This is a genomic window from Streptomyces siamensis (assembly GCF_039543605.1).
Taxonomy (GTDB): domain Bacteria; phylum Actinomycetota; class Actinomycetes; order Streptomycetales; family Streptomycetaceae; genus Streptomyces; species Streptomyces siamensis.
Genome location: NZ_BAABKB010000041.1, coordinates 88,501 through 111,422, shown reverse-complemented (window position 1 = coordinate 111,422; position 22,922 = coordinate 88,501). Strand labels below are relative to the sequence as shown.

Here is a 22,922-nt window from a genome sequence, read left to right as displayed (position 1 = left end):
GCCCTCATGAACGGCAAGGCGGGCCCCCGGGCGACGGGGGAAGGGAACACGCGGACGCGGCTGGACCGGGGGCGCGGGGCGCTCGGGCCGGCGCTGGAGCTCGTGCACACCGGGCGTGCGCCGACGCGAGCCGTGCTCACCGCCGAGCTGGGCGTCACCCGCGCGACCGCGGGTGCGGTCGCCGCGGAGCTGGAGGCACTGGGGCTGATCCGGGTCGACGCGCGCCCCGGGGCGGCCGCGGGTTCGCAGGGCCGGCCCTCGCACCGGCTGGAGGTCGCCGAGGACGGACCCGTCGCGCTGGCGGCGCAGGTGCACGCCGACGGCTTCCGTGCCGCGCTCGTCGGCCTGGGCGGCCGGATCGTGGCGACCGCGCCCGGCTGCGAGACCGTCGACGCCGACCCGGCGAAGGTCCTTGGCTCGGTCGTCGAGGCGGGCGCGGAGCTGCTGCGCGAGACGGGGCGGCGCTGCGTGGGTGCCGGACTCGCCGTGCCGTCCGCCGTCGCCGAACCCGACGGGCTCGCCCTCAACCCCCTGCACCTCGCCTGGCCCGCCGGCTCCCCGGTGCGCCGGATCTTCGCGGAACGGGTGCGCGCCGCGGGTATCCAGGGGCCCGCGTTCGCCGCCAACGACGTGAACCTCGCCGCCCTGGCCGAGCACCGGCACGGCGCGGGCCGAGGCTCCCGCGACCTGCTGTGCGTGGCCACCGGCCACCGGGGTGTCGGCGGCGCCCTGGTGCTCGACGGACGGCTGCACACCGGCAGTTCGGGCCTCGCCCTGGAGGTCGGCCACCTGACGGTGAACCCCGAGGGACGCCCCTGCTACTGCGGCAGCCGCGGCTGCCTCGACGTCGAGGCGGACCCGCTGGCCTTCCTCACGGCGGCGGGCCGCGAACCCGGCCCCGAGGTGTCACTGCTCCAGCAGGCGAACGACCTGATCCGCGACGAGTCCGCCGATCCGGGGGTCCGTACGGCCGTCGAGGCGCTGATCGACCGGCTGGGTCTCGGACTCGCCGGTCTCGTCAACATCCTGAACCCGGACCGCATCATCCTCGGCGGACTGCACCGGACCCTTCTCGACGCCGACCCGGACCGGCTGCGCGCCGTCGTAGCCGACCGCAGTCTGTGGGGCCAGAGCGGAGGCGTACCCATCCTCGCCTGCACCCTCGACCACAACAGCCTGGTGGGCGCGGCCGAGTTGGCCTGGCAACCGGTGCTCGACGATCCGCCCGCCGCCCTGGCCGGGGTCTAGGCGTATTGCCCCCGCGACGGCCACGGGTGTGACGGTGCCCTCCCCCGAGAGAGGGCACCTCACCACGCGGTGGCGAACGCCCGCGCGGGGTTCTCGGTGAGGATGCGGGCCACCAGGTCCTTGCCGACGGCGAGTTCGAGCCGCGGACGCACCCGCCGCAGCAGATACGGCATGCCCGGACCGCCGTCGACCGAGCGTGCCGCGGCGGTCGTCGTGTCCCCGCCGAGCAGGAGCCGGTGGCCGAAGCCGGCGTCGGCGAGGGCCCGCAGGGCGTCGGGCATGCGCCAGTCGGTGGCGTGATGGGTGCGGGAGGGGCCGTCGAAGGCGAGGAAGGCTCCCGACTCGGCGGCCTCGCGCTGCACCACGAAGTCCGGTGAGCGATTGAGGTGGCCCAGCACCACCCGGTCCGGTGGCACCCCCAACGCGCCGCACAGCAGGTCGAGTACGTCGAGGGCCCCGGTGCCCAGCTCCAGGTGGACGGCGATCGGCGCGCCCGTCGCGTGGTGGGCCTCGGCCGCAGCGCTCATCGTCCAGCGGGCGTGCGCGTCCAGGGCGTGGAAACCGCCCGCGACCTTGATCAGACCGGCCCGCACCCCCGATGTGCCGATGCCCGAGGTGAGTTCGGCGACGAACACCTCGGCCAGCCCGCCGCGCAGCTCGGCGAGCAACTCCGGCCCGTAGTGCACCGCTTGGTGGAGCCCGGTCGCGGCCACCACATGGACTCCGGTGTCGCGGGCGAGCAGTGGCAGGTCCGCGGCGCGCCGTCCGAGACCGTACGGCGTCCACTGCACCACGGCAGCGCCTCCACGGTCGCGGAACGCGGCCAGTTCGGCGCGGGCGGCCGACGCGTCGTTCAACTCCTGGCCGGGGAGCCGCGGGCTGGCGAAGAAGAGGTGGTCGTGGGCGTCGCACACCCCGAGGTCCTCGGGGCGCACGTCACCGAGGACCGTGCGCACCGTCGCGGCGGCCGTGGCGGGAGGCATGCTCACCACTGCCGTCCGCGCGGCAGCCTGTCACGGCCCGGCGCCGACATGTGCAGCACCTGGTAGGTGTCGCCCGTGACCTTGGGGGAGTCGTGGTCCCACAACGAGAAGTGGACGAGCTGCCAGTGCCTCGGGTCGACGGCCGCGGCGGCGCAGACCGCCCCGTCCAGCGCGGCGGTCCGCCCGGCCTCGCGCACCGCTTCCTCCATGGCCTCGGACAGCTCCACTCCCGGCTCCAGGTGCTCCCTTCGGCGCACCGCGACCCGGGCGGGTGAGCGTGCGGCGCCGCCCTCCTCGTACGCCAGACCGGTCCAGTGCTGGACCGTGGGCCGGCCGAAGTCGTCGACGAGCCCCTGGAACGGGCCGCCCCAGAGGAACCGGTTCATGCCTTCGGTGGTGTTCCACAGGTAGAAGGGCGCGTACTGGTTCACCGGCGAGCCGTCCACTCCGCGCTCGCGCATCAGATACGTCTTGAAGCCGAGTCCGTCCCAGTCGTCCAGCAGGTGCCCGACCCTGGCGACACGGTCGCGGATGATGCCCATGTCGTAGTCGGCGGGGAAGGTCAGCTCGTACTGCATGGCGTGCATGCGATGCCCCTTCGGGGAGAGGTGTCGGATCCGGGGGAGCGTCCGCGCGTGGTGTCAACGCAGCGGGGTGAGCAGGGCGAGCAGTCCTCTCACCGCTGTGTCGAAGGCGGCGGGCGACCCGGACGCGCGTGCCAGCACGTAGCCGCCCTGGACGGTCGCGAGGATCGTCGCGGCGATCTCCTCCGCGTCGAGTGCCGGCGCGAACTGGCCCTGCTCCTTGCCCTCTTCGACGATCCCGGCCAGGCGCTCGCGCAGCCGGTCGAGCGTCTCGTCGACGGGCGCGCGCAGTTCGTCGCTCGCGATCACCTCCGGATCCATCGTCAGCCGCCCGACGGGGCAGCCGCGCAGCACGTCGCGCTCGCGGCGCAGATACGCCTCGATGCGCTCGTACGGTGACCTCGGCGCGCTCAGCACGGCCTCCGCGCCCGCCCACATCTCCTCGGCGGTGCGCCGGATCGCGGCGAGAGCCAGATCGGGCTTGCCCTTGAAGTGGTGGTACATGCTGCCCTGGCCGGCACCCGCGCGCTCCAGGATGGCCTTGGGGCTCGTGCCCACGTAGCCGCGCTCCCACAGCAGCTCGCGTGTGGACTCGATCAGTCGCTCCTGGGTGCTCATGACCCAACTGTACATACTGATAGGTACAGAGTCGAGGGCGTGCAGGAAGCAGCCGAAGGCGTCTCGCGTACTCCCGGGGAGGTACGCGTACGGCCGCTGGCCGTACGACGACTCGGGCCCCCTCCCGGAGCCAGTCTCGATGCATCGCAACGAACCCATCGCATCCCACCGAGGAGATGACCGAGATGCAGACCCTGGCGAACTGGGACGGCGGGCCCGGCCCGTGGATCCTCTTCTTTCCGCTGATCTGGGCGGCCGTCGTGATCGGCGTCGTGACCGTCCTGCGTCGCACCGCCTGGCGCGGCCGACGTGGCCCGTGGCGCGGGACGGGCGCCTTCGGCCCCGCCGACGGCCGTCCGGTCGGCGACGAGCCGATCGCCGTGCTCGGCCGCCGCTTCGCCTCCGGCGAGATCGACGAGGACGAGTACTGGCGCCGTCTCTCCGTCCTCGACGAGCAGTTCGGCCGCACGGGCAAGGGCGGTGCGGTGTGACCACCACGACCGCCACCCGGGACGCGGCCCGCGTCACCGACGCCGTCAAGGTGTACGGCAGCGGGGACACCGCCGTGCGGGCCCTGGACGGGGTGAGCGTCGGCTTCCCGGCCGGCCGCTTCACCGCGATCATGGGGCCCTCGGGCTCCGGCAAGTCCACCCTCATGCACTGCGCGGCCGGCCTGGACACCCTGACCTCGGGCACCGCCCGCATCGGCGGCACCGAACTGGGCTCCCTCGACGACCGTCGTCTGACGCTGCTGCGCCGCGACCGTATTGGCTTCGTGTTCCAGGCCTTCAACCTGGTCCCGACACTGACCGTCGCGGAGAACATCACCCTGCCCATGGACCTCGCCGGGATCAAGGGCTCGCGCGACTGGATCGACGCTCTCGTCGACGTGGTCGGGCTGCGCGACCGGCTCCACCACCGCCCCGCCGAGCTCTCCGGAGGACAGCAGCAACGCGTCGCCGTGGCAAGGGCGTTCGCCGGACAGCCCGAGGTCGTCTTCGCCGACGAGCCCACGGGCAATCTCGACTCCCGTTCCGGCGAGGAGGTCCTGAACCTCCTCGGCCGCGCGGTGCGTCAGATGGACCGCACCGTCGTCATGGTCACGCACGACCCGGTCGCCGCCGCGCACGCCGACGAGGTCGTCTTCCTCGCCGACGGACGCCTCGTGGACCGGATGGAGTCTCCGACGGCCGACAGGGTCCTCGACCGGATGAAGGCCTTCGACGCCAAGGGGGCACCGTCATGAACGCCGCGCTCCGCATCAGCGTGTCCTCCCTGAGGGCACACAAGCGCCGCTTCGCCGGCACGTTCTTCGCCGTCTTCCTCGGCGTCGCCTTCCTGGCCGGAACCCTCGTCATGGGTGACACGCTGCGCGCCGGCTTCGACTCGATGTTCGGCAACGCGGCCGAGGGCACCGACGCCGTCGTCCGCAGCGCCGACACCATCACCACACCCGGCGAGAGCCAGGGTGTACGCCGGCCCGTCGACACCGCCCTGGTGAAGACCATCGAGCAAACTCCGGGGGTCGCCGCAGCCGCGCCCGACATCCAGGGAGCGGGCCAACTCGTCGGCTCCGACGGCGAACCCGTCGGCGGCCAGGGCCCTCCCACCCTCGCGGGCAACTGGATCGACGACCCGCGGCTCAACGCCTACCGGCTCGCCGAGGGCCGCGCCCCCGCGAAGTCCGGCGAGGTCGTCGTCAACCGGGGTGCCGCCGAGAAGGGCCACCTGAAGATCGGTGACACGACGACCCTGCGCACACCCGACCCCGTCCCGGTCACGATCGTGGGCCTCGCCACCTTCGGTGGCGAGGACGGCATGGCGCAGGTGACGTTCACGGGAATGACGCAGGCCGACGCCGAGAAGTACCTCACCGCGAAGCCCGGCGAGGCGGCGAGCATTCGCGTGCGGGCAGGCCCGGGTGTCGATCAGCGCACCCTCGTCAGGGACCTGGAACCCGTCCTGCCCGAGGGAGTCGAGGCGATCACCGGCCAGGAGTCGGCGCAGGAGAACACCGACATGATCTCCAGTCAGTTCCTGACCCTCTTCACCACCTTCCTGCTCGTCTTCTCCGGCATCGCGCTCCTCGTCGCGACCTTCTCCATCCACAACACCTTCGCGATCGTCGTCGCCCAACGCGCCCGTGAGAACGCCCTGTTGCGCGCCCTCGGAGCCTCCCGCCGCCAGGTGACCGTCTCGACCCTCGCCGAGGCGAGCGTCGTCGCCGTGATCGCGTCGGCCGTGGGACTCGCGGGCGGCGTCGGCATCGCCGCCGGCCTCCAGGCACTGTTCCCGGCCATCGGATTCCCCTTCCCGGAGGGGGAGTTGGTGATCGGGGCCCTGTCCATGCTGCTGCCGCTCGCGGTCGGCGTGGTGGTCTGCCTCGGTTCCGCGCTGCTCCCCGCCGTCCGCGCCGGGCGCACCGCGCCGCTCGCCGCCCTGCGGGAGACGTCGGTGGACCGGTCCGGGACCTCGCGCACGCGTGCCGTGGCCGGTGGCGGTCTGGCCGCGCTGGCGCTCGGCAGCACCCTCACCGGCGTGCTGGCGGATCCGTCCCTGTGGCTCGCCGGGCTCGGCGCGGTGCTGGCCCTCGCCGCCTTCGTGGTGCTCGGCCCCATCGCGTCCACGACCGCCGTACGGATCCTCGGCAGCCCGCTCGCAGCACTGCGCGGCGTCACCGGGGGACTCGCCCGCCGCAACGCCCTCCGCAGCCCCGGACGGACCGCCGCCACCGCGAGCGCGCTGATGATCGGCGTCGCCGTCGTCTCGCTCTTCACGGTCTTCGGCGCCTCGCTCAAGGCCACCATGGACCAGACCGTCTCCCGGTCCTTCGCGGGTGACGTGGCGGTGAGTACCCCGTCGTTCGGCGCCGGAGGCAGTGGGCTGAGTCCGAAACTGGCTCCCGCGATCGCCCGGCAGCCCACCGTCGAGCACGCCGTCGGCCTGGGCCGCGGTGTCGCGGAGGTCAACGGCAGCGGGCGCGCCCTCACCGTCACCGATCCGGTCGCACTCGGCAAGGTCTTCGACCTCGGCGAGGTCCGCGGCTCCCTGGCCGGCCTGGGCACCGACGGCATCGCGGTCACCGAGCAGGAGGCCGACCGGCAGCACCTCAGGCCCGGCGGCACGGCCCGGCTCACCTTCACCGACGGCCGGCAGCGGGACTTCACCGTCCGCGCCGTCTACGGCCGGTCCGAACTGGCGGGCGACTACGTCATCACGCGCGCGGCCTGGGCCCCGCACCGCATCCAGGACTCCGACACCCTCGTGGCGGTCTCCTTCAAGGACGGGGTGAGCACGGCTGACGGCAGGGCGGCGGTGGAAAAGGTCGCCCAGAGGTTCGGCAACCCCGAGGTGCAGACCCGTGACGAGTACGCGCGGTCCTCGGCCGGCGGCATCGACATGATGCTGACCCTCGTCTACGCACTGCTCGCGCTCGCCGTGCTCATCGCCCTGCTCGGCATCGCCAACACGCTCACGCTCGCGGTCCACGAGCGGACCCGTGAACTGGGCCTGCTGCGGGCGGTCGGACAGACCCGGGCCCAGCTGCGCGCCATGGTCCGCTGGGAGTCGGTCCTCGTGGCCGCCTTCGGCACGGCGGGCGGACTCGCCCTCGGTGCCTTCCTCGGCTGGGTGCTCGTCAAGGCGTCCGACGGCGCGTCGGACAGCAGCTTCGCCTTCGCGATGCCGCCCGTGCAGCTGGTCGTGGTGGCGCTGGTGGGCCTCGCCGCCGGCGCCCTCGCGGGCCTGCGCCCGGCGCGAAGGGCCGCACGCCTGGACGTGCTGCGCGCCATCGCCACCGAGTGAGCCGCTGAGTGACGTGCGGCCCCGGCGGCGGGGTGTGCCGCGGGAGGCCGAACGGCGCACATGCTCCCGCGATGCGCGAGAGGTTGTTCACCGCCCGGTCAGCCGGGAACGGCTGACCGGGCGGGAGCGTGTTCGGGCCGGAGTCCGTCGACGGTCTGGCGGAGCGCGGTCGCGCAGGCGGCGTCGTACGGGGTGCGGGCGGGCGAGGCCACCGCGGGCGCCGCGATCACCGGCGTCGGGGCCGGCGCCGAGGGCGCCGGGAGCGTGAACCACACGACCTTGCCCGACTCGCCCTCGGGCCGCACACCCCAGCTCTCGCTCACCGCGGCGACCATGGCGAGGCCACGGCCACAGGTGGAGGTGGGGTCCACGTCCCGCACCTCGGGCAGGCGGGGGTCGTGGTCGTACACCGAGACCGTGAGCCGGTCGAGCAACAGCTCGATGCTCACGGTGCACAGCTTGTCGGGCTGGGCGTGCTGATGGACGTTGGACAGCAGCTCGGTCACGCCGAGCGCGGCCCGGTCTATCAGGGCGTCCATATGCCAGTAGCGCAACTGCGCAGATACGATTCTGCGGACCTGGCCGATCCGCGACGGCAGGGCTTGGAGCTCCACCGTGCAATGCCTGCTTGGCTCGCTGATCACGGCTGCGACTCCCCGAATTGAGGTCCGGAAGAAGGCGGAGATCGGATCCAGCAGAGTGGCTGAGTGGAACGGCCGCCTGCTGTGGTGGCCGGCGGGCTGGTTCGCAGCGTTATCGCCGGTAAACCCAGAGTGATGTGAGAACAGCGTGACTCAGGGGGTGCGGTCCCGCAACTCGCGGCGCTGTCAGTCGCCTACGCCGTGTGCGTCCACCTGGGCCGACCGCCCTCGTGTACTGCTTCGGATGCTGTGTCCTGAGGTGCCGACCGGCTCGGGTCCGTCGGTGCCGCCGGTCCGTTCCGGGTGCCCTTTCGTTCCTCTGCCCGAGGCTCCCGAGGCCGCGGAGCCCCGCGGCTGCGCGGCGGGAGGAGCGCGGGAGCCGTGCCCTGCGGCCGTTCGGCCCGCCGCGGCCGGGCTGCTGCCGCCCGGCCGCCGTGCGCTCCGGGCCGTGGCCCGGATGCGCCGCCGCCGGATACCGCTTCAGCCGCTGCGCCCCGCCGCCTTGCGCACCGCCTCGATGAAACGGCGCGCCGAGGGCGGCCCCGGAGCGCCGGGCGCGGGGTCGTGCTCGCCGAGGGTGAGCGAGTAGCGGGTGCCGTTGACGTCCGCCAACGCACGGTCCTCGTGCGCGAACCACGGCTTGGACGCGCGCACCGCCTGCACGGGAGCGCTGTCGATCTCGCTGCCGTAGCTGGTGAGCAGTTGCAGCCTGCCGTCGCTGATCCGGACCTGTCCCGCCCGGGTGAGCGAGCGCAGCCTCTTCCCGATCCGCACGCCCGTGGCCGTGAACTCCGGCTCCGCCATGATGCCCCGCCCCCTTGTGCGCTTCGGCTCTGCCCTGTCGCGGTCCCGCGTCGATCCGCGATCCAGTGTGCACCGCACCGGACCATGGTCCCGCGCCGCGGGCGGCACGCGGGACGCTTCCGTGCGGTGCAGTCTGCCCGCAGGTCGCGGCGAGCACCAGTGCGCATGACGGTCCGGTGGTCGCGACGGGAGCGCGCGCCGGTGTGCGCCCCCATGGCCGCACGGCCCGCTCCCCAGGCCCGTCTTTGAGGCGCTCAAAGGTGTGTTTATGCAGGTGAGAAGCGTGTGGAAGCTGATTATGATCGAGGTGTCCGACACAGTTGAACGGCGTCGGCACGACGCATAAGGAGCCCCGCCGTGAGCACCCCTCCCCAGCAGATCCGGACCGGCGCAACCCTCGACGTCGACCGTAGTGACGCGGACTACCGGGCCTGGCTGAAAGAAGCCGTCCGCAAGGTCCAGGCGGACGCGAACCGCTCGGCCGACACACACCTGCTGCGCTTCCCGCTGCCCGAGAAGTGGGGCATCGACCTCTACTTGAAGGACGAGTCGACCCACCCCACCGGCAGCCTCAAGCACCGGCTCGCCCGCTCGCTGTTCCTGTACGGGCTGTGCAACGGCTGGATCCGTCCCGGCCGCCCCGTCATCGAGGCCTCCAGCGGTTCGACCGCCGTCTCCGAGGCCTATTTCGCCAAGCTCATCGGGGTGCCGTTCATCGCGGTCATGCCGCGCACGACGAGCGCGGAGAAGTGCCGCCTGATCGAATTCCACGGCGGGCAATGCCACTTCGTTGACGACTCGCGCAAGATGTACGAGGAGTCGGCCGCGCTCGCGGTCGACACCGGTGGGCACTACATGGACCAGTTCACCTACGCGGAACGGGCCACGGACTGGCGCGGCAACAACAACATCGCCGAATCCATCTTCCGTCAGCTGGAGTTGGAGCGCTTCCCGGAGCCCGCGTGGATCGTCGCCACGGCCGGCACCGGTGGCACCTCGGCCACCCTCGCGCGCTACGTCCACTACATGCAGTACGACACCCGCATCTGCGTCGCCGACCCGGACAACTCCTGCTTCTTCGAGGGGTGGACGACCGGTGATCCCGAGGTCACCTGCGACTGCGGTTCGCGGATCGAGGGCATCGGCCGACCGCGCATGGAGCCGAGCTTCGTGCCCGGCGCCATCGACCGGATGATGAAGGTGCCGGACGCGGCGAGCGTCGCCGCGGTACGCGCCCTGGAACAGGCCATCGGGCGCAAGGCGGGAGGCTCGACCGGCACCGGCCTGTGGAGCGCCCTGAAGATCGTCGCCGAGATGGTGGCCGAGGGACGCAAGGGGAGCGTGGTCACGCTCCTGTGCGATCCCGGGGACCGCTATCTCGACAAGTACTACTCCGACGAATGGCTGGCCGAACAGGGACTGGACATCGAGCCGTACACGGCGGCCATCACGTCGCTGCTGGAGACGGGCGTCTGGCCGGACTGACGGCACGGGTGCCGCGCCGGGGGCATCGGGGGCCAGGGCGGGTTGCGGGGGCCGCACCGACGGCGCGGGTGGCCGGGCCTGTGGCACGGGCGGGGCGGCCGGACCGCGGCAAGGGCGCGCCGCGGGCAGCCGGCCCGGCACCACGTTTCGGGCGACGTCCGTCGACGTCAGGCGGGCGCCGACGCCAATCGGCGGTCCAGGGCCGTCACCGCGTCGCGGAAGGCGCGGCCGAGACCCGCGCGGCCGAGCGTGAGAGCCGCTCGGAACAGAGCCGTCCCGTCCGCCGCGAAGGTCCACTGCACCCGGGTGCCCGACGGGTCGGGGGAGAGCCGCCACTCCTCGACGAGGGCACGCAGCCCCGGCGCGTTCGTGGCGTCCACCCGGTACGCGTACACCTCCGGCGCCCGGGATGTCAGGACCGACTCCGTGAAGCGCGTGCCGCCCCTGAGGCGGACCTCGCGGCCGGCGCCGTCCGCGATGGGCCGGGCGAGCGTCACCGCCGAGAACCACTCGCTCCAGCCGGGCACGTCCTCCGCGAGCGAGTGGAAGACGGCTTCGGGAGGGGCCTTCACCACCCGCGCGAACACCAGACGCAGCGGTGCGGTCTCGACGAAGTCGGGTCCCACGGGACGCAGACGGCGTGCCATGAACGAAACCCCCTAGCGGGAACGGAGTCCCGGGTGGCAGTCAGCGGGCGATGACCAGTACGCACCCGCCCCACCGGCCGCACGGGCGACGGCGTCCGCTGTGCGATCGGCACAGCGGCGGCGGCACGGGCCACGTCACCATAGCTGTCGGACCGTCAGATGTCTGTACCGTCTCCGGGCTCACCGGCCACCACCAGGCGCCTCAGGTGTTCCGCGATCTCCACACGCGCCGCCGCGGGCATCCCGGCATCGGTGACCAGCGTGTCGACCTGATCGAGCGCGGCGAACGAACTCAGGCCCACCGTGCCCCACTTCGTGTGGTCGGCGACCACGACGACGCGCCGTGCGGACTGCACGAGCCGCCGGTTCGTCTCGGCCTCCGCGAGGTTCGGAGTCGACAGACCAGCCTCGATCGATATGCCGTGCACGCCGAGGAACAGCACGTCGAAATGGAGAGCCCCGATGGCCTGATCGGCCACGGGCCCGACCAGGGAGTCCGACGGCGTGCGCACACCACCGGTCAGGACGACCGTCGCGGCCCCCTGCCGCTGACCCGACGTGCGCTGCGCCGTGTGGAACACGTCCGCCACCCGCACCGAGTTGGTGACCACCGTCAGGTCCGGGACGTCGAGGAGCTGATGGGCCAGCGCGTACGTCGTCGTACCGCCCGAGAGCGCGATCGCCGAGCCCGGCGCGACCAACTCGGCGGCGGCGCGCGCGATGTCCTCCTTGGCGGTCAGTTCGAGCCCGGACTTGGCCTCGAAGCCCGGCTCGTGCGTGCTCGCCTCGACCACCGGCACGGCACCCCCGTGCACCTTCTCCACGACCCCCTGGCGGGCGAGGGCGTCGAGGTCGCGGCGGACCGTCATGTCGGAGACGCCGAGCCTGCGCGTCAGCTCGTTCACACGGACGCCACCGCGGCGGCGCACCTCGTCAAGGATCAGGGCGCGGCGCTGCTCCGCGAGGAGGTTCTGATTCTCACTCACGTCCGCTCCGGTCCTTTCGCCGCACGCTGTCCGACACTCCGTCCGAACCCACTCCCACGTGGACATTCTCCTTGTCCGAGGTCTGGAGGACGTCCCATCCTCGCACGGGTCACCGACAGTCGCTCCACTGCCCGCACGGACATCGCGAGCGTCGCGCGGCGCGACTGTCACACGTATCGGGGAGATTCGGTGACTACGCGTGTGCACACCCCGCGGAGTGGAGATCCTGGTGCCGGCACACGACGCATGCGACACACGCGGCACGGGGGAAGTGCGAAACAGTGGAACGTGCAAGGGAACATGCCTCGACGGGGGAGCCGGACACCCCCGCGCAGCGGCCCACGGCAGGCGGAGCCGCCCTGGAACTCCTGGTCCACGGAGTGGGCGGCACGACACCCGAGGTGATGCTGAACGATCCACGGACGGTCCGCGTCACCGGGGACGAGACGGCCGCCGTCTACCGCCGCGTCGACGACGCGGAGGCGGAACGGCGTCCCGAGGAGCACCGGGACGGGCCGGTGCGCGAGGCCTACGTGTGGTGCAACCTCACGTCCGGCAACGGGACCCGCGCCCTGTGGCTGTTGCTGCTGCCGTTCATGGTCGTCAATCTCGCTCACTGGATGCGGCCCGCCACACGCGGACGCACGCGCACCGTCCGCCTCTACGGCCTCCTCGTGCGCCTCGCCGCGCTCAGCCTGACCGTGCTCCTGGTGGCCGCCGTCTGCGAGGTGGCCCTCGACCTCACCGCCTGGCAGTGCGCGGGCACGCGCGCGTGCGCCCGCGAGCACACCTGGCTCGGGTTCCTCTCACCGACCGTGTCCGGCGGTGGATGGTGGAGCCAGCCGGGTCGCCGGCTCGCCCTCGCCGGCATCGTGCCCGCCGCGCTGACCGGACTGCTCTGGTACCTGTCGCACCGCACCTGGAGCGCCTACGAGTCGCACCGGCCGATGAGCCGCACCGCGGAGCCCGCCGAGGAGACCGGCCGTACCGGACTCGGCCGTCCCGGCTTCTGGTACGGGCGCCGCCTGGTGGCGCGGCTGCGCGCGGCCCACGCGGCGGCGGGCTTCCTGACCGTCGCCGCGGCGGTCGGCAGCTCCGCGGCCCGCCACGACCGAAGGCCCGGCGGTCCCGCCGTCCTCGAAGCCCTGGGCGCGCTCCTGGAGGCGACGCTCGTGACGGGCGCCTTCTTCGTGCTCTGGGTGGTCTGCCGACGCGGGCGCAGCGAGAACCGGCTCGACAAGGAGCTGGACCACGTGCTCGTGCGCCGGCTGCCCGTCGGATCGCTCGTCCTCCTCGTCCTGACCTCGGTGTACGCCGGCTGGTCCCGGCCGGGCTGGCGTTCCACGGGACGACTGCCCGGCGACCTGACGTTCGGCGCCATCGCCTTCCTCCAAGGCCTGATCGTCATCGCCCTGTGCGGGGTGGCCCACACGCTGTACCGCACACGTCCCGACCCGCGCACCGCGATGCGCGGCATCGCCGGACCCGCCGTCGCGATGCTCGCCTGCGCGCTCGGCGGCGTCATGTCCGGAGGCGTCTCCCAGCGTATGGCCGACTGGCTGGACGGCACCCGTGACTCGCTCCCCGGCCCGCCCGTCCTGCTGACCTGGCAGGCCTCGGCGATCCCGCCGCTGCTCCTCGTCCTCCTCGTGCTCGGCGGCCGGCTCGCCCGGCACACCTGGCGGCTGCGCGAGCGCGAGATGGCCGCCGTCGCACTCGACCACGAGGGACAGCCCCGGGACATCACCCGTACCCGCCGCATCGCGGGCGCCCGCGCGATGGCCACGCTCACCGACCTGGCCCCCGTCATGACCGGCGTCCTGTCGTCCGTCACGCTGCTGCTCGGCGCCGCCGCGCTGGTCGGGGCCTTCGCCACCGGCGACGCCCCGGGCGACGCCGCGCACGGTGCGTACGGCTTCGTGCGGGGCGGAGCACAGACCGCGCAGGCGCTCGGCTCCTGGCTGATCGGCTTCGGTTTCATACTGTTCGTCACCTGGGGCCGCCGTGCCTACAAGGACCCCGCGGCCCGCCGCACCATCGGCATTCTGTGGGACGTCGGCACGTTCTGGCCGCGCGCCGCCCACCCCTTCGCACCGCCCTGCTACGCCGAGCGCGCCGTGCCCGACCTGACCTGGCGCATGGCCACGTGGATCCGTACCACCGGCGGACGGCTCGTCCTGTCCGGACACTCCCAGGGCAGTGTGCTGGCGGCCGCGGCGGCCTGGCAGCTGAAACCCTCGGTCCGCAAGCGGATCGCCCTGCTCACCTACGGCTCGCCGCTGGAGCGCCTGTACGGCCGCTGGTTCCCGGCCCACTTCGGCCCGGCCGCCCTGACCGCTCTGCACCACGAGGTCGCCTGCTGGCGCAATCTCTATCGTCCGACCGACCCCATCGGCGGCCCGGTCCTGCTGCCGGGCGACTGCGGCCCCCAGGTCGACCACGAACCCCTGAAAGACCCGCTCGCCTACGGACGGACCGAACAACACCCTTTGCCCGCACCGATCCTCGGCCACTCCGACTACCAGGCGGACCCGGTCTTCGACGTCGAGCGGGCGTGGCTGCTGAGCCGGCTGAGGCCCGATGTCCCCGCTCCCCGTCCGCAGGACGGCGGTTCTCAGGGCAGCTCCGGCAGGTCCTCCGGGTAGAGCAGCGTGAGGTCGTCGGTGTCCGGCTCCGCCAGCTGGGCGACCCGTCCCGCGTGCCGCTCCACCATCGCCTCGAAGGTCTGCCGCGCGGTGCGGCCGTTGCCGAAAGCGGGGCCCTTCGGGATCGCCGTGAAGTACTTCTGCAATGCCTCGGCCGCGCCCGGGGCGAGCCGGTACTCGTGCTCCTCGGCCTGCTGCTCCACGATCCGCAGCAACTCGTCGGGCGCGTAGTCGCCGAAGGTGATGGTGCGTGAGAACCGGGACGCCACACCGGGGTTGACCGAGAGGAACCGCTCCATCTCCTCCGTGTACCCGGCGACGATCACCACGACCGCGTCCCGGTGGTCCTCCATGAGCTTCACCAGGGTGTCGATGGCCTCGCGCCCGAAGTCCCGCCCCGAGTCCTCCGGCGACAGCGCGTACGCCTCGTCGATGAACAGGACACCGCCGCGTGCCCGGTCGAACGCCTCCTGGGTGCGGATCGCGGTGGAGCCGATGTGCTCGCCGACCAGGTCCACCCGGGACACCTCGACGAGATGGCCCTGTTCCAGGACGCCCAGCGAGGCGAGGATCTCGCCGTACAGCCGGGCCACCGTCGTCTTGCCGGTACCGGGGGAGCCGGTGAAGACCAGATGGCGGCGGACCGACGCGGCCTTCAGGCCCGCCTCCTGCCGGCGCCGGCCCACCTCGATCATGTCGGTGAGCGCCCGAACCTCCCGCTTGACGCTCTCCAGGCCCACCAGCGCGTCGAGTTCGCCGAGGACCGCCTTGGAGGTGCGTGCGGGCTGCGCCGGCGCCTCCGCGGTGACGAGGGGCTCGTGCTCGGTGGTCCGCTGGCCCGGGATGGCACCCAGCAGACCCGACGACGGACTCGACGTCTGGACGGCCGTCTCGGGCACCGGCGGACGCAGCCCGGCGCTCTCGTCGCTCGTGCAGTCCTCGACGACCGGGCCCCCACCGGGTGCGCCGCCGTCCGCGAACTCGTACCCCCCGCGCGCGCACCGCTCGGTGCGGCACTTCCGCAGCGTCGAGCGGCAGCCGTCGATCACATGGAAGCCGTAGCCCCCGCTGTCGGTGACCCGGCAGTTGAGGAAACTGCCCCGGCCGTCGGCCGACACGTAGAAACCGGCCTCGGCGGTCGCAGTGACCGTGCAGCGCTCGATGGTGGGATCGGCGCCCTTGGTGACGATCACACCGGTCTGTGTGCCGTCGACGGTGCAGCCGGACAGGGTGCCGCCGCTGCCGTGGTCACGGAACCACGCGCCCGTCGCGGCGTCCCGGATCCGGCAGTCGTCGAGTTGGGCGGTGGCGCCGTCGCTCACCGAGACCGCCGTGTTGCGTACTTGGGAGATGTCGCTGTCGACGACGTCCGCGCGGGAGCCGCGGTCGAGGACGAACAGGGCGTCGGGCACGTCGTGCACACGGCAGGAGTCGAGGACCGCGGTCGCGCCGTCGCTGACCCACACCGCCGGATAGTCGCCGGTGCTGTCGAAGATCTCGCACTGGTTGGCGTCGACGCGGGTGCCGGGGTCCCACACCGACAGGCCGTTGCGCCCGAACTGCCGCACGGTGGTGCGCGTCAGCGTGAGCACGGAACGCGAGCGCAGATCCACCGCGTTCTCGGGGATGTCGTGGATGCGGCAGTCGGCGAGCGTGAGGACCGCGTCCGTGTCGAGCGTGACGCCGTCCGCCGTCGTGCGGTGCACGTCGCAGTCGGTGAGATGGGCCGTGGCCCGCCCCGTGATCTGCACGCCGGAGCCCTTCACCTCGTACACCTCGCAGCCCACCGCTTCGAGCGAGGAGCCCTCGCCGGTGGCGGACAGGCCGGCACCGGAGGCGTGGTGCACCCGGCAGCGGTCCAGGCGCGGACGGGCTCCGCCGCGGACCACGACTCCCGACTGGCCGGCCGCGACGACCTCGCACTCCTCGAACACCCCACCGCCGCCGTCCAGTACGGCGATGCCGATGCCGGCGGGGTTGTCGACCGTGCAACGGCGCGCGGTGGGCCGGGCACCGGACCGCACCTCGATCCCCGCCGCGGACCGCGTGACGATCCGGACGTCCAGCAGCTCGGGGGTGCCCTCCTCGACGAGCAGCGCGGGTGCGGCCGAGTCCTGGCCCTCCACGTGCAGGTCCTGGACCACGGCGGAGGCGCGCACGGTCAGCGGCACCCCGTCCACGGGGGCGATGCGCACGGAGCCGGGGGAGCCCTCGGGGCCGCGCAGTGTCACCGCGCGCTGCACCACCAGGTTCTCCCGGTAGGTGCCGGGAGCGACGGTGAGGACGTCTCCGTCGGCCGCGGCCTCCAGGGCGGCGGCCAGCGATGCGTACTCACCCGTGCGGCGCCGCCACCGCGAGGTGCCGGTGTGCGTCACCTGGACCGTGCCCTGTGCCATGGCGCTGTTGTGCCCCCACCTCGTCGTACGCGGGTCCTGCGAGGCCCTGCTGACAGCCCGTCGCCCGGGTCCCTGCCGAACAGCCTCTCACGACGGTGCCGAACCGCTCGGCCGGTCCACCGTAGCGTGCGCGGGGACGCCGGGATGACCGTAGCGGGAAGGCCGTCAGCTGCCGGTGCCGGCCCTGCCCCAGTCGGGACCCGCCTTGTCCCATGCCTGGTCCCAACGGGCGTACCGTCTGCGGACCATGCGCCAGACGATCATGCGCCTGGCCCCTTCGACAAGTCCCGCGCACAGCAGTCCCGCTCCGAATCCGGCCAGCACGGCGTGTGTCGTCGCGGTGGCGCTGTCCAGCGGGCGGCCGACTATGGTGCCGTGGGTGTCGGTCCAGAGCCTGAAGTGGTCCCCGTGACGGGGGGACTTGAGGTCGGCTATCACCGCGCCGTGCTGGGCCGTGCCGTCCGGTGCCGTCCAGTCGGCGAGGACGCGGCTGTGGGCGTCTCGCGAGGACGACGTCTCCGGATCGGGCTCCAGGGGACTGCGGGACAGCTCCTTGACGACGGTGGCCGCCACCAGGTGGTGCGTCCTGTGCTGGTCCCGGACGGACTGCTGGAGGGCGTCCTGGGCAAGGGCGCCGACCGCGGCCCCGACGAGGGGCGCGACGGCGAGGACCAACAGCACGGCCGCCAAGCCCAGCCAGGCCTCCACGAGATCGGTCGTGCGGCGCAGCGGATTGTGCCGCCAGCGCCAGAGTCCGCTGATTGCTCGCACCGTCCCGCACCCCCTTCCGCGTCCGTGATAACCCGCAGCCGGTCCGTCCACGCGGGGGCCCGGGGAAGAGAGAGCGAAATCACCCTCCCCGTGGCCCTCTCATGGACTTCTCATACTCTCAACGATCGTGCCCCGGGCAGGGGTTCCCCCTCGACGCCCCCACTCACGGAACTCGGCCGCGAGACTATTCGAGGACGGTGACCGGGTCCCCGACGCGCAGCGTGCCGCGGGACTCGGGCACCAGATTCTGACCGAAGATCAGCTGGTTCCCCACGCGACGGTGGCGCCCGAGCGTCCGCAAGGGCTCCTTGCCGCGTTCCGCCGAGCTCTGGTCCGTGGTGGTGACGACGCATCGGCCGCACATCTTGGCCACCCGGAAGGTGACCTGGCCGATGGCGATCCTCGACCAGTCGTCCTCGGCCCAGGGGTCGGTTCCGGACACGACCACGTTCGGCCGGAAGCGGTTCATGGGGAGGGGGCCCTCGTGGGCGTGGTCGCCCTGCGCGATCAGTGAGTTGAGGGCGTCCAGCGAGGCGAGCGTGGTGACGAGCAGCGGATAGCCGTCGGCGAAGCTGACGGTCTCACCCGGGCGCGCGAAGTCCGGGTCGACGGGGCGGCAGGTGGCCGGGTCGTCCATGTGGACGAGACGCACGTCGGTGCCCAGATAGGCGCTGCACCACGCATGGGCGGCGCCGTCGGCGAGGACGCCCTCCACCTTGTCCCCGAAGATGTCGAGCACGGTCGTGCCGGCCGGCGCGGGCACGGCGACGTCGATCGGTTCGCGGCCGGGCCCGGACAGCCGCAGGCCGCCGCCGGGCAGGAGCTCGGCGGCGGCCAGTGCGAGACGTGGCTGCTGGCGTTGCGTGACGACCTTTCCCCCGTCGTCGATCAGTGCCCAGCGGCGGTCTCCGGCCAGCCCCCAGGGCTCCACGACGGCCTCCCGGGGCGACTGGCCCCGGAACGCCTTGACCGGATGGACATGGATCGAGTGCAGTTGCGCGTTCCCCATGACCGCCATGGTGCCAGCAGGCATCGGTCAATCGTCGCGGATACCTCAGTAGCCGCGGTACTGCTGCCCGTTGTACGGATCCTGGTAGGGAGCCGGTGCGGGGCGCGGGGCCGCGGGGCGCATCGCCTCGTAGCCCGTGCCGGTCGCCATCGGGCGCTGCTGCTGCGGCTGGGGGCCGGGGTAGCCACGCGGGCCGGCCGCCTGCTGCGGGATGTAGGGAGCGGGAGCCTGTTGCAGCGGAGCGGGCTGCTGGGCCTGCGGGTACCCGTAGACGGGTGCCTGCTGGGACGGGCCGGCGGGCAGAGCGGGGAGTGCCGACGGCAGGGCAGGGAGATGGCTGCCCGTCTCGTAGGCGGAGGGGACCCGGATCGGTGCGATCTGGGGAGTGCCCCGCTCGGCGACGAGAGAGTCGTAGATCGGGGTGTCCGGGAAGAAGGACGGCGCGGAGTAGTAACCGCCGCCGTATGTGGAGCGGGGGGAGGTCATGGCACATAAGTTAAGCCCACGATGTGCTGGTTGGGGAGACCGATAAGAGGGTTGTTTTCCGTGTCCGCAGTGACGCGGGATCCCCAATCCGAGCGAACTCGGCAAAAAAGGACGTCGAACGGCGCTCGGATCGTGTAAAGGCCGAGTTCGCGGCGGGTTACCGGCGGTTGACCACGGATCTTCCTGCACGGGTCATGGGAGTTCTCCGGGGTGGGGGATTAGGTTGTGCGGGAAACGGAGCCGGCGGACCGGCCGCGCGGCGGCCCGGTACGGAGACACGTGATGGGGGCGTACATGTCAATGTCAAAGGGAGCCAATGTTCCCGTGCCGACGACCGCGCTGCGCGTCGAATTGGGATGGCGTTCAGGACCCGGTGTGCCGGACGCGGACGCCTCGGCGCTGCTGCTGGTCTCGGGCAAGGTCCGTTCGGACGGCGACTTCGTCTTCTACAACCAGCCCGCGCACGCGTCCGGCGCCGTGCGACACGAAGGCAAGCGGAACGCGGGCGGGCAGGTCACGGACGCGCTGCTCGTCGACCTGACGCGGGTGGAGCCCGCCATCGAGACGGTGGTGCTCGCCGCCTCCAGCGACGGCGGCGCCTTCGGGCAGGTGCCCGGCCTCGGCATCCGGGTGCTCGACGCGCAGCGGGGCACGGAGATCGCGCGGTTCGACAGCGCCGACGCCACCGTCGAGACCGCCTTCGTCCTCGGCGAGTTCTACCGGCGCCAGGGCGCCTGGAAGTTCCGCGCCGTGGGGCAGGGCTACGGCAGCGGGCTCGAAGGACTGGCCACCGACTACGGGATCACGGTGGACGAACCCCAGCACGCCGCACCCCCGGCCCCCACCGCACCGCCGGTGGCCCCGCCCGTGACCATGCCGCCGCCGGCCCCGCCCGTCGCCCCCTCGCCCTACGCGGCCACCCCGCCGCCCGCGCCGTACGGGAGCACGCCTCCTCCCGCTCCCTACGGCAGCACTCCGCCGCCGGCCCCCTACGGCAGCCCGCCGCCTCCCGCCCCGTACGGGAGCACGCCCCCGCCTCCCACCGTCCCGGTCAGCCTCTCCAAGGTGACGCTGACCAAGGAGGCTCCCTCGGTCTCGCTGACCAAGCAGGGCGGCACCTCCGGCGCGATGCGCGTCAACCTCAACTGGCAGGTGCGCAAGCAGTTCTCGGGATGGGGCAGCAAGCGCGGCCGTGCCGTCGCGATGCACGCGGACCTCGACCTCGACCTGTGCGCGCTGTACGAGCTGTCCGACGGACGCAAGGGTGTCGTGCAGGCCCTGGGCAACGCCTTCGGGGCGCTGCACCAGCCGCCGTACATCCATCTCGACGGGGACGACCGCACGGGTGCCGTGGCCAGTGGGGAGAACCTCACGATCAACCTCGACCACAAGCAGAGCTTCCGGCGCATCCTCATCTTCGTCACCATCTATGAAGGGGCGCGTTCCTTCGCCGATCTGCACGCCACGGTGACGCTCCAGCCGTTCAGCGGCGCTCCGGTCGAGTTCTCCCTCGACGAGTGCACCGTGCCGTCGACGGTGTGCGCCCTCGCCCTCATCACCAACACCGGCAACGACCTCATCGTCCAGCGTGAGGCCCGCTACCTGGTCCCGGAGCGCGGAGTGAGCCCCCAGCGCACCGTCGACTACGCCTACGGGTGGGGCATGAACTGGACTCCCGGCAGAAAGTAGTCACTCAGCTCTCGTCGAGCGCGGTGTCGGGGCGGGCGTAGGTGCGGCCCTTCCAGGCGGCACCGCGCCCCCTGTAGTGCTGCACCGCCGAGTCGACCGTCATGAGGAGGTACAGGAAGGCGGTGACCGGCAGCAGCGGGGCCTGCCACGCGGGCTGCCGGTAGTAACGGAGCATCGGCACGTACGTCGCGCCCATCACGATCCACGCGAGCCCGCCGGCCACCGCCGCCCACACGCTCCCGGCGGCGAGGCCGGCGACGAAGGCGGCCGGCGGCATCAGGTACACGACGGCGAGGCCCAGGACCGTCCCGGCCAGCAGCAGCGGGCTGTGCCGCAGTTGCGCGTAGGCGCTGCGCGAGACCATGCGCCACAGGTCGTGCAGTCGCGGGTAGGGGCGCACACTGTCCACCCGCTCGGCGAGCCCCAGCCAGATGTGACCGCCGCTCCGCTTCACCGCCTGCGCGAGCGCGACGTCGTCGATCACGGCGTGCCGGATGGCGTCCGGGACCTGTGCCCGCTCGGCGGCGTCCGCGCGCAGCAGGACGCAGCCGCCCGCCGCGGCCGCCGTGCGCGCCCTCCACACGGAGATCCAGCGGAAGGGGTAGAGCTGGGCGAAGAAGTAGACGAACGCGGGCACGACGAGCCGTTCCCAGGTGCTCTCCACGCGCAGGCGCGCCATCTGCGAGACGAGGTCGTACGCCCCGGTGCGGGCCGCCGCCACCAGTTCCCGCAGGCTGTCGGGAGCGTGCGCGATGTCCGCGTCCGTCAGCAGCAGATACTCGGGTTCACGCGCGCGTGCCAGGGTGATCCCGTGCCGCACGGCCCAGAGCTTGCCCGTCCAGCCCGCGGGCGGCTCCCCGGGAGAGTCCACGGTGAGCGGCAGCCCGCCGTGGCGTTCCGCCAGCTCCCGGGCCAGCTGCCCGGTGCCGTCCGAACTGCCGTCGTCGACGAGGAAGACCTCGGCGCGCCCCGGATAGTCCTGGGCGAGGAGGGACGGCAGGCTCTGGGGCAGGACGCCGGCCTCGTCGCGCGCGGGCACGACGACACAGACGCTCGGCCATTCGTCCGGGTCCTGGCGTGACGGCAGTCGTACATCCGTACGCCAGAAATAGCCCTGGCCGAGCAGCAGCCAGAGCCACGCGATCAGCGATATCACAGCGACAAACACCACGGCGCTCACCCACCGCAGTCTGCCCCAGGACGGGTGACGAGGCGGATCGTCTATGGTGACCGGGTGAAGATCGCGCTGATGGACTCCGGAATCGGACTGCTCGCTGCTGCCGCCGCGGTACGTCGACTGCGGCCCGACGCCGATCTCGTGCTCTCCTCGGACCCCGGCTCCATGCCCTGGGGACCCCGCACACCGGAGGACGTCACCGCACGCGCCCTCGCCGTCGCCGAGGCCGCCGCGCGACACCGTCCCGACGCCCTGATCGTGGCCTGCAACACGGCCTCCGTACGCGCCCTGCCCGCGCTGCGGGCCCGCCTGGAGCCGGAAGTGCCCGTCATCGGCACGGTGCCCGCGATCAAGCCGGCCGCCGCCGGCGGCGGCCCCGTCGCGATCTGGGCCACGCCCGCCACGACCGGAAGCCCCTACCAGCGCGGACTCATCGCCGAGTTCGCGGACGGGGTGAGCGTCACCGAGGTGGCCTGCCCGGGGCTCGCCGACGCGGTGGAGCACGCGGACCAGGACGCCATCGACGCCGCGATCGCGGCGGCCGCCGCGCACACACCCGAGGATGTAAGGGCCGTCGTCCTCGGCTGCACCCATTACGAACTGGTCGCCGAGCGCATCCGCGCCGCCGTGCAGCGGCCCGGACGTCCGCCGCTCGTCCTGCACGGCTCGGCCGGTGCGGTCGCGGCGCAGGCACTGCGCAGGATCGGAGAGGCGCCGAGGCCGGAGGCGCCCGCCGACTCCGTCGTGACGGTGCTCCTCGGCGGCGAAGAAGGGTCGCTGCTCGCGACCGCGCTCAGCTACGAGGAAGGCCGCGTGCTCTCGGCCGTCGGTCCCGCGCTGACCGAAGGCCACCGTCCGACACGCTGAGCAGGGCCGGCCCCGAGGCCACTTCCCGTCACGGGCCGGACACGCTCCGTGCGACGTGCGAGCACTGCCGGTCACGGTGTGA

Annotated in this window: 20 protein-coding genes; 8 read left to right on the top strand and 12 right to left on the bottom strand. The window is 72.6% G+C overall.

Annotated elements, in window-relative coordinates:
* The first annotated feature begins 6 nt into the window (after positions 1 to 6).
* Entirely contained in the window at positions 7 to 1,248 is a 1,242-nt protein-coding gene (locus ABEB03_RS38350) for an ROK family protein (protein WP_345657560.1), read from the top strand.
* A gap of 59 nt (positions 1,249 to 1,307) precedes the next feature.
* Here ABEB03_RS38350 and ABEB03_RS38345 read toward each other — a convergent pair whose 3' ends face one another.
* The 3 genes from ABEB03_RS38345 to ABEB03_RS38335 are packed head-to-tail and all read right to left on the bottom strand — an operon-like array spanning position 1,308 to position 3,448.
* On the bottom strand, positions 1,308 to 2,231 hold the full coding sequence (locus ABEB03_RS38345; RefSeq protein WP_345657559.1) for a phosphotriesterase family protein: 924 nt from the start codon (positions 2,229 to 2,231) through the stop codon (positions 1,308 to 1,310).
* Positions 2,232 to 2,233: 2 nt separating this feature from the next.
* Entirely contained in the window at positions 2,234 to 2,818 is a 585-nt protein-coding gene (locus ABEB03_RS38340; protein WP_345657558.1) for a DUF4865 family protein, read from the bottom strand.
* Positions 2,819 to 2,872: 54 nt separating this feature from the next.
* Complete coding sequence (locus ABEB03_RS38335) at positions 2,873 to 3,448, bottom strand: TetR/AcrR family transcriptional regulator (protein ID WP_345657557.1); 576 nt, start codon at positions 3,446 to 3,448, stop codon at positions 2,873 to 2,875.
* 170 nt (positions 3,449 to 3,618) lie between these two features.
* Here ABEB03_RS38335 and ABEB03_RS38330 point away from each other — a divergent pair, with 170 nt between their 5' ends.
* The 3 genes from ABEB03_RS38330 to ABEB03_RS38320 are packed head-to-tail and all read left to right on the top strand — an operon-like array spanning position 3,619 to position 7,237.
* Entirely contained in the window at positions 3,619 to 3,924 is a 306-nt protein-coding gene (locus tag ABEB03_RS38330) for an SHOCT domain-containing protein (RefSeq protein ID WP_345657605.1), read from the top strand.
* Positions 3,921 to 4,679, top strand: coding sequence for an ABC transporter ATP-binding protein (locus ABEB03_RS38325; RefSeq protein WP_345657556.1), 759 nt, complete (start codon positions 3,921 to 3,923; stop codon positions 4,677 to 4,679). The genes ABEB03_RS38330 and ABEB03_RS38325 overlap by 4 nt, the downstream gene beginning before the upstream one ends.
* Positions 4,676 to 7,237, top strand: a complete 2,562-nt coding sequence (locus ABEB03_RS38320; protein ID WP_345657555.1) for an ABC transporter permease — start codon at positions 4,676 to 4,678, stop codon at positions 7,235 to 7,237. The genes ABEB03_RS38325 and ABEB03_RS38320 overlap by 4 nt, the downstream gene beginning before the upstream one ends.
* A gap of 98 nt (positions 7,238 to 7,335) precedes the next feature.
* Here ABEB03_RS38320 and ABEB03_RS38315 read toward each other — a convergent pair whose 3' ends face one another.
* Together ABEB03_RS38315 and ABEB03_RS38310 are read right to left on the bottom strand one after the other, a co-directional pair.
* Positions 7,336 to 7,881 carry an ATP-binding protein gene (locus ABEB03_RS38315; protein ID WP_345657554.1) on the bottom strand — a complete coding sequence of 182 codons (546 nt, stop codon included), beginning with the start codon at positions 7,879 to 7,881 and terminating at the stop codon, positions 7,336 to 7,338.
* A gap of 477 nt (positions 7,882 to 8,358) precedes the next feature.
* Positions 8,359 to 8,682, bottom strand: coding sequence for a hypothetical protein (locus ABEB03_RS38310; protein WP_028799621.1), 324 nt, complete (start codon positions 8,680 to 8,682; stop codon positions 8,359 to 8,361).
* Positions 8,683 to 9,039: 357 nt separating this feature from the next.
* On the opposite strand from ABEB03_RS38310, the gene cds1 reads away from it, so the two are divergent.
* Positions 9,040 to 10,167, top strand: coding sequence for an L-cysteine desulfhydrase Cds1 (gene cds1 / locus ABEB03_RS38305; protein ID WP_345657552.1), 1,128 nt, complete (start codon positions 9,040 to 9,042; stop codon positions 10,165 to 10,167).
* A gap of 167 nt (positions 10,168 to 10,334) precedes the next feature.
* On the opposite strand, the gene ABEB03_RS38300 is transcribed toward cds1, so the two are convergent.
* A complete protein-coding gene (locus tag ABEB03_RS38300) occupies positions 10,335 to 10,814 on the bottom strand; it encodes an SRPBCC family protein (protein WP_345657551.1) in 480 nt (159 codons plus the stop codon).
* A 155-nt stretch (positions 10,815 to 10,969) separates the two neighbouring features.
* Positions 10,970 to 11,800, bottom strand: coding sequence for a DeoR/GlpR family DNA-binding transcription regulator (locus ABEB03_RS38295; protein ID WP_345657550.1), 831 nt, complete (start codon positions 11,798 to 11,800; stop codon positions 10,970 to 10,972).
* 281 nt (positions 11,801 to 12,081) lie between these two features.
* On the opposite strand from ABEB03_RS38295, the gene ABEB03_RS38290 reads away from it, so the two are divergent.
* Positions 12,082 to 14,445: a hypothetical protein gene (locus tag ABEB03_RS38290; RefSeq protein WP_425589358.1), complete on the top strand. Its 2,364-nt coding sequence runs from the start codon at positions 12,082 to 12,084 to the stop codon at positions 14,443 to 14,445.
* Here ABEB03_RS38290 and ABEB03_RS38285 read toward each other — a convergent pair.
* From ABEB03_RS38285 to ABEB03_RS38270, 4 genes are all read right to left on the bottom strand, one after another.
* Positions 14,415 to 16,841, bottom strand: a complete 2,427-nt coding sequence (locus ABEB03_RS38285) for a right-handed parallel beta-helix repeat-containing protein (RefSeq protein WP_345657549.1) — start codon at positions 16,839 to 16,841, stop codon at positions 14,415 to 14,417. The genes ABEB03_RS38290 and ABEB03_RS38285 overlap by 31 nt on opposite strands.
* Before the next feature lie 165 nt (positions 16,842 to 17,006).
* Positions 17,007 to 17,612, bottom strand: a complete 606-nt coding sequence (locus ABEB03_RS38280; protein ID WP_345657548.1) for an Rv1733c family protein — start codon at positions 17,610 to 17,612, stop codon at positions 17,007 to 17,009.
* A gap of 184 nt (positions 17,613 to 17,796) precedes the next feature.
* Positions 17,797 to 18,621, bottom strand: a complete 825-nt coding sequence (locus ABEB03_RS38275) for an MOSC domain-containing protein (RefSeq protein ID WP_345657603.1) — start codon at positions 18,619 to 18,621, stop codon at positions 17,797 to 17,799.
* 45 nt (positions 18,622 to 18,666) lie between these two features.
* The gene (locus tag ABEB03_RS38270; RefSeq protein ID WP_345657547.1) at positions 18,667 to 19,107 is read right to left on the bottom strand and encodes a DUF6643 family protein; all 441 of its coding nucleotides are present in this window, start codon (positions 19,105 to 19,107) and stop codon (positions 18,667 to 18,669) included.
* Between the two features lie 294 nt (positions 19,108 to 19,401).
* Here ABEB03_RS38270 and ABEB03_RS38265 point away from each other — a divergent pair, with 294 nt between their 5' ends.
* A complete protein-coding gene (locus tag ABEB03_RS38265) occupies positions 19,402 to 20,796 on the top strand; it encodes a TerD family protein (RefSeq protein WP_345657546.1) in 1,395 nt (464 codons plus the stop codon).
* 4 nt (positions 20,797 to 20,800) lie between these two features.
* On the opposite strand, the gene ABEB03_RS38260 is transcribed toward ABEB03_RS38265, so the two are convergent.
* Complete coding sequence (locus tag ABEB03_RS38260; protein WP_345657545.1) at positions 20,801 to 21,976, bottom strand: glycosyltransferase; 1,176 nt, start codon at positions 21,974 to 21,976, stop codon at positions 20,801 to 20,803.
* Positions 21,977 to 22,030: 54 nt separating this feature from the next.
* Between ABEB03_RS38260 and ABEB03_RS38255 the strand changes: the two genes are divergently transcribed.
* Entirely contained in the window at positions 22,031 to 22,840 is an 810-nt protein-coding gene (locus ABEB03_RS38255; protein WP_345657544.1) for a glutamate racemase, read from the top strand.
* Positions 22,841 to 22,922: the final 82 nt, after the last annotated feature.

Bases quoted from the DNA above. Each gene is read 5' to 3' on its own strand.
- ABEB03_RS38300 (WP_345657551.1), bottom strand. From the start codon at position 10,814: ATGGCACGCCGTCTGCGTCCCGTGGGACCCGACTTCGTCGAGACCGCA.
- ABEB03_RS38345 (WP_345657559.1), bottom strand. From the start codon at position 2,231: ATGCCTCCCGCCACGGCCGCCGCGACGGTGCGCACGGTCCTCGGTGAC.
- ABEB03_RS38335 (WP_345657557.1), bottom strand. From the start codon at position 3,448: ATGTACAGTTGGGTCATGAGCACCCAGGAGCGACTGATCGAGTCCACA.
- ABEB03_RS38275 (WP_345657603.1), bottom strand. From the start codon at position 18,621: ATGGGGAACGCGCAACTGCACTCGATCCATGTCCATCCGGTCAAGGCG.
- ABEB03_RS38265 (WP_345657546.1), top strand. From the start codon at position 19,402: ATGTCAATGTCAAAGGGAGCCAATGTTCCCGTGCCGACGACCGCGCTG.
- ABEB03_RS38285 (WP_345657549.1), bottom strand. From the start codon at position 16,841: ATGGCACAGGGCACGGTCCAGGTGACGCACACCGGCACCTCGCGGTGG.
- ABEB03_RS38270 (WP_345657547.1), bottom strand. From the start codon at position 19,107: ATGACCTCCCCCCGCTCCACATACGGCGGCGGTTACTACTCCGCGCCG.
- ABEB03_RS38350 (WP_345657560.1), top strand. From the start codon at position 7: ATGAACGGCAAGGCGGGCCCCCGGGCGACGGGGGAAGGGAACACGCGG.
- ABEB03_RS38340 (WP_345657558.1), bottom strand. From the start codon at position 2,818: ATGCACGCCATGCAGTACGAGCTGACCTTCCCCGCCGACTACGACATG.
- ABEB03_RS38310 (WP_028799621.1), bottom strand. From the start codon at position 8,682: ATGGCGGAGCCGGAGTTCACGGCCACGGGCGTGCGGATCGGGAAGAGG.
- ABEB03_RS38320 (WP_345657555.1), top strand. From the start codon at position 4,676: ATGAACGCCGCGCTCCGCATCAGCGTGTCCTCCCTGAGGGCACACAAG.
- ABEB03_RS38330 (WP_345657605.1), top strand. From the start codon at position 3,619: ATGCAGACCCTGGCGAACTGGGACGGCGGGCCCGGCCCGTGGATCCTC.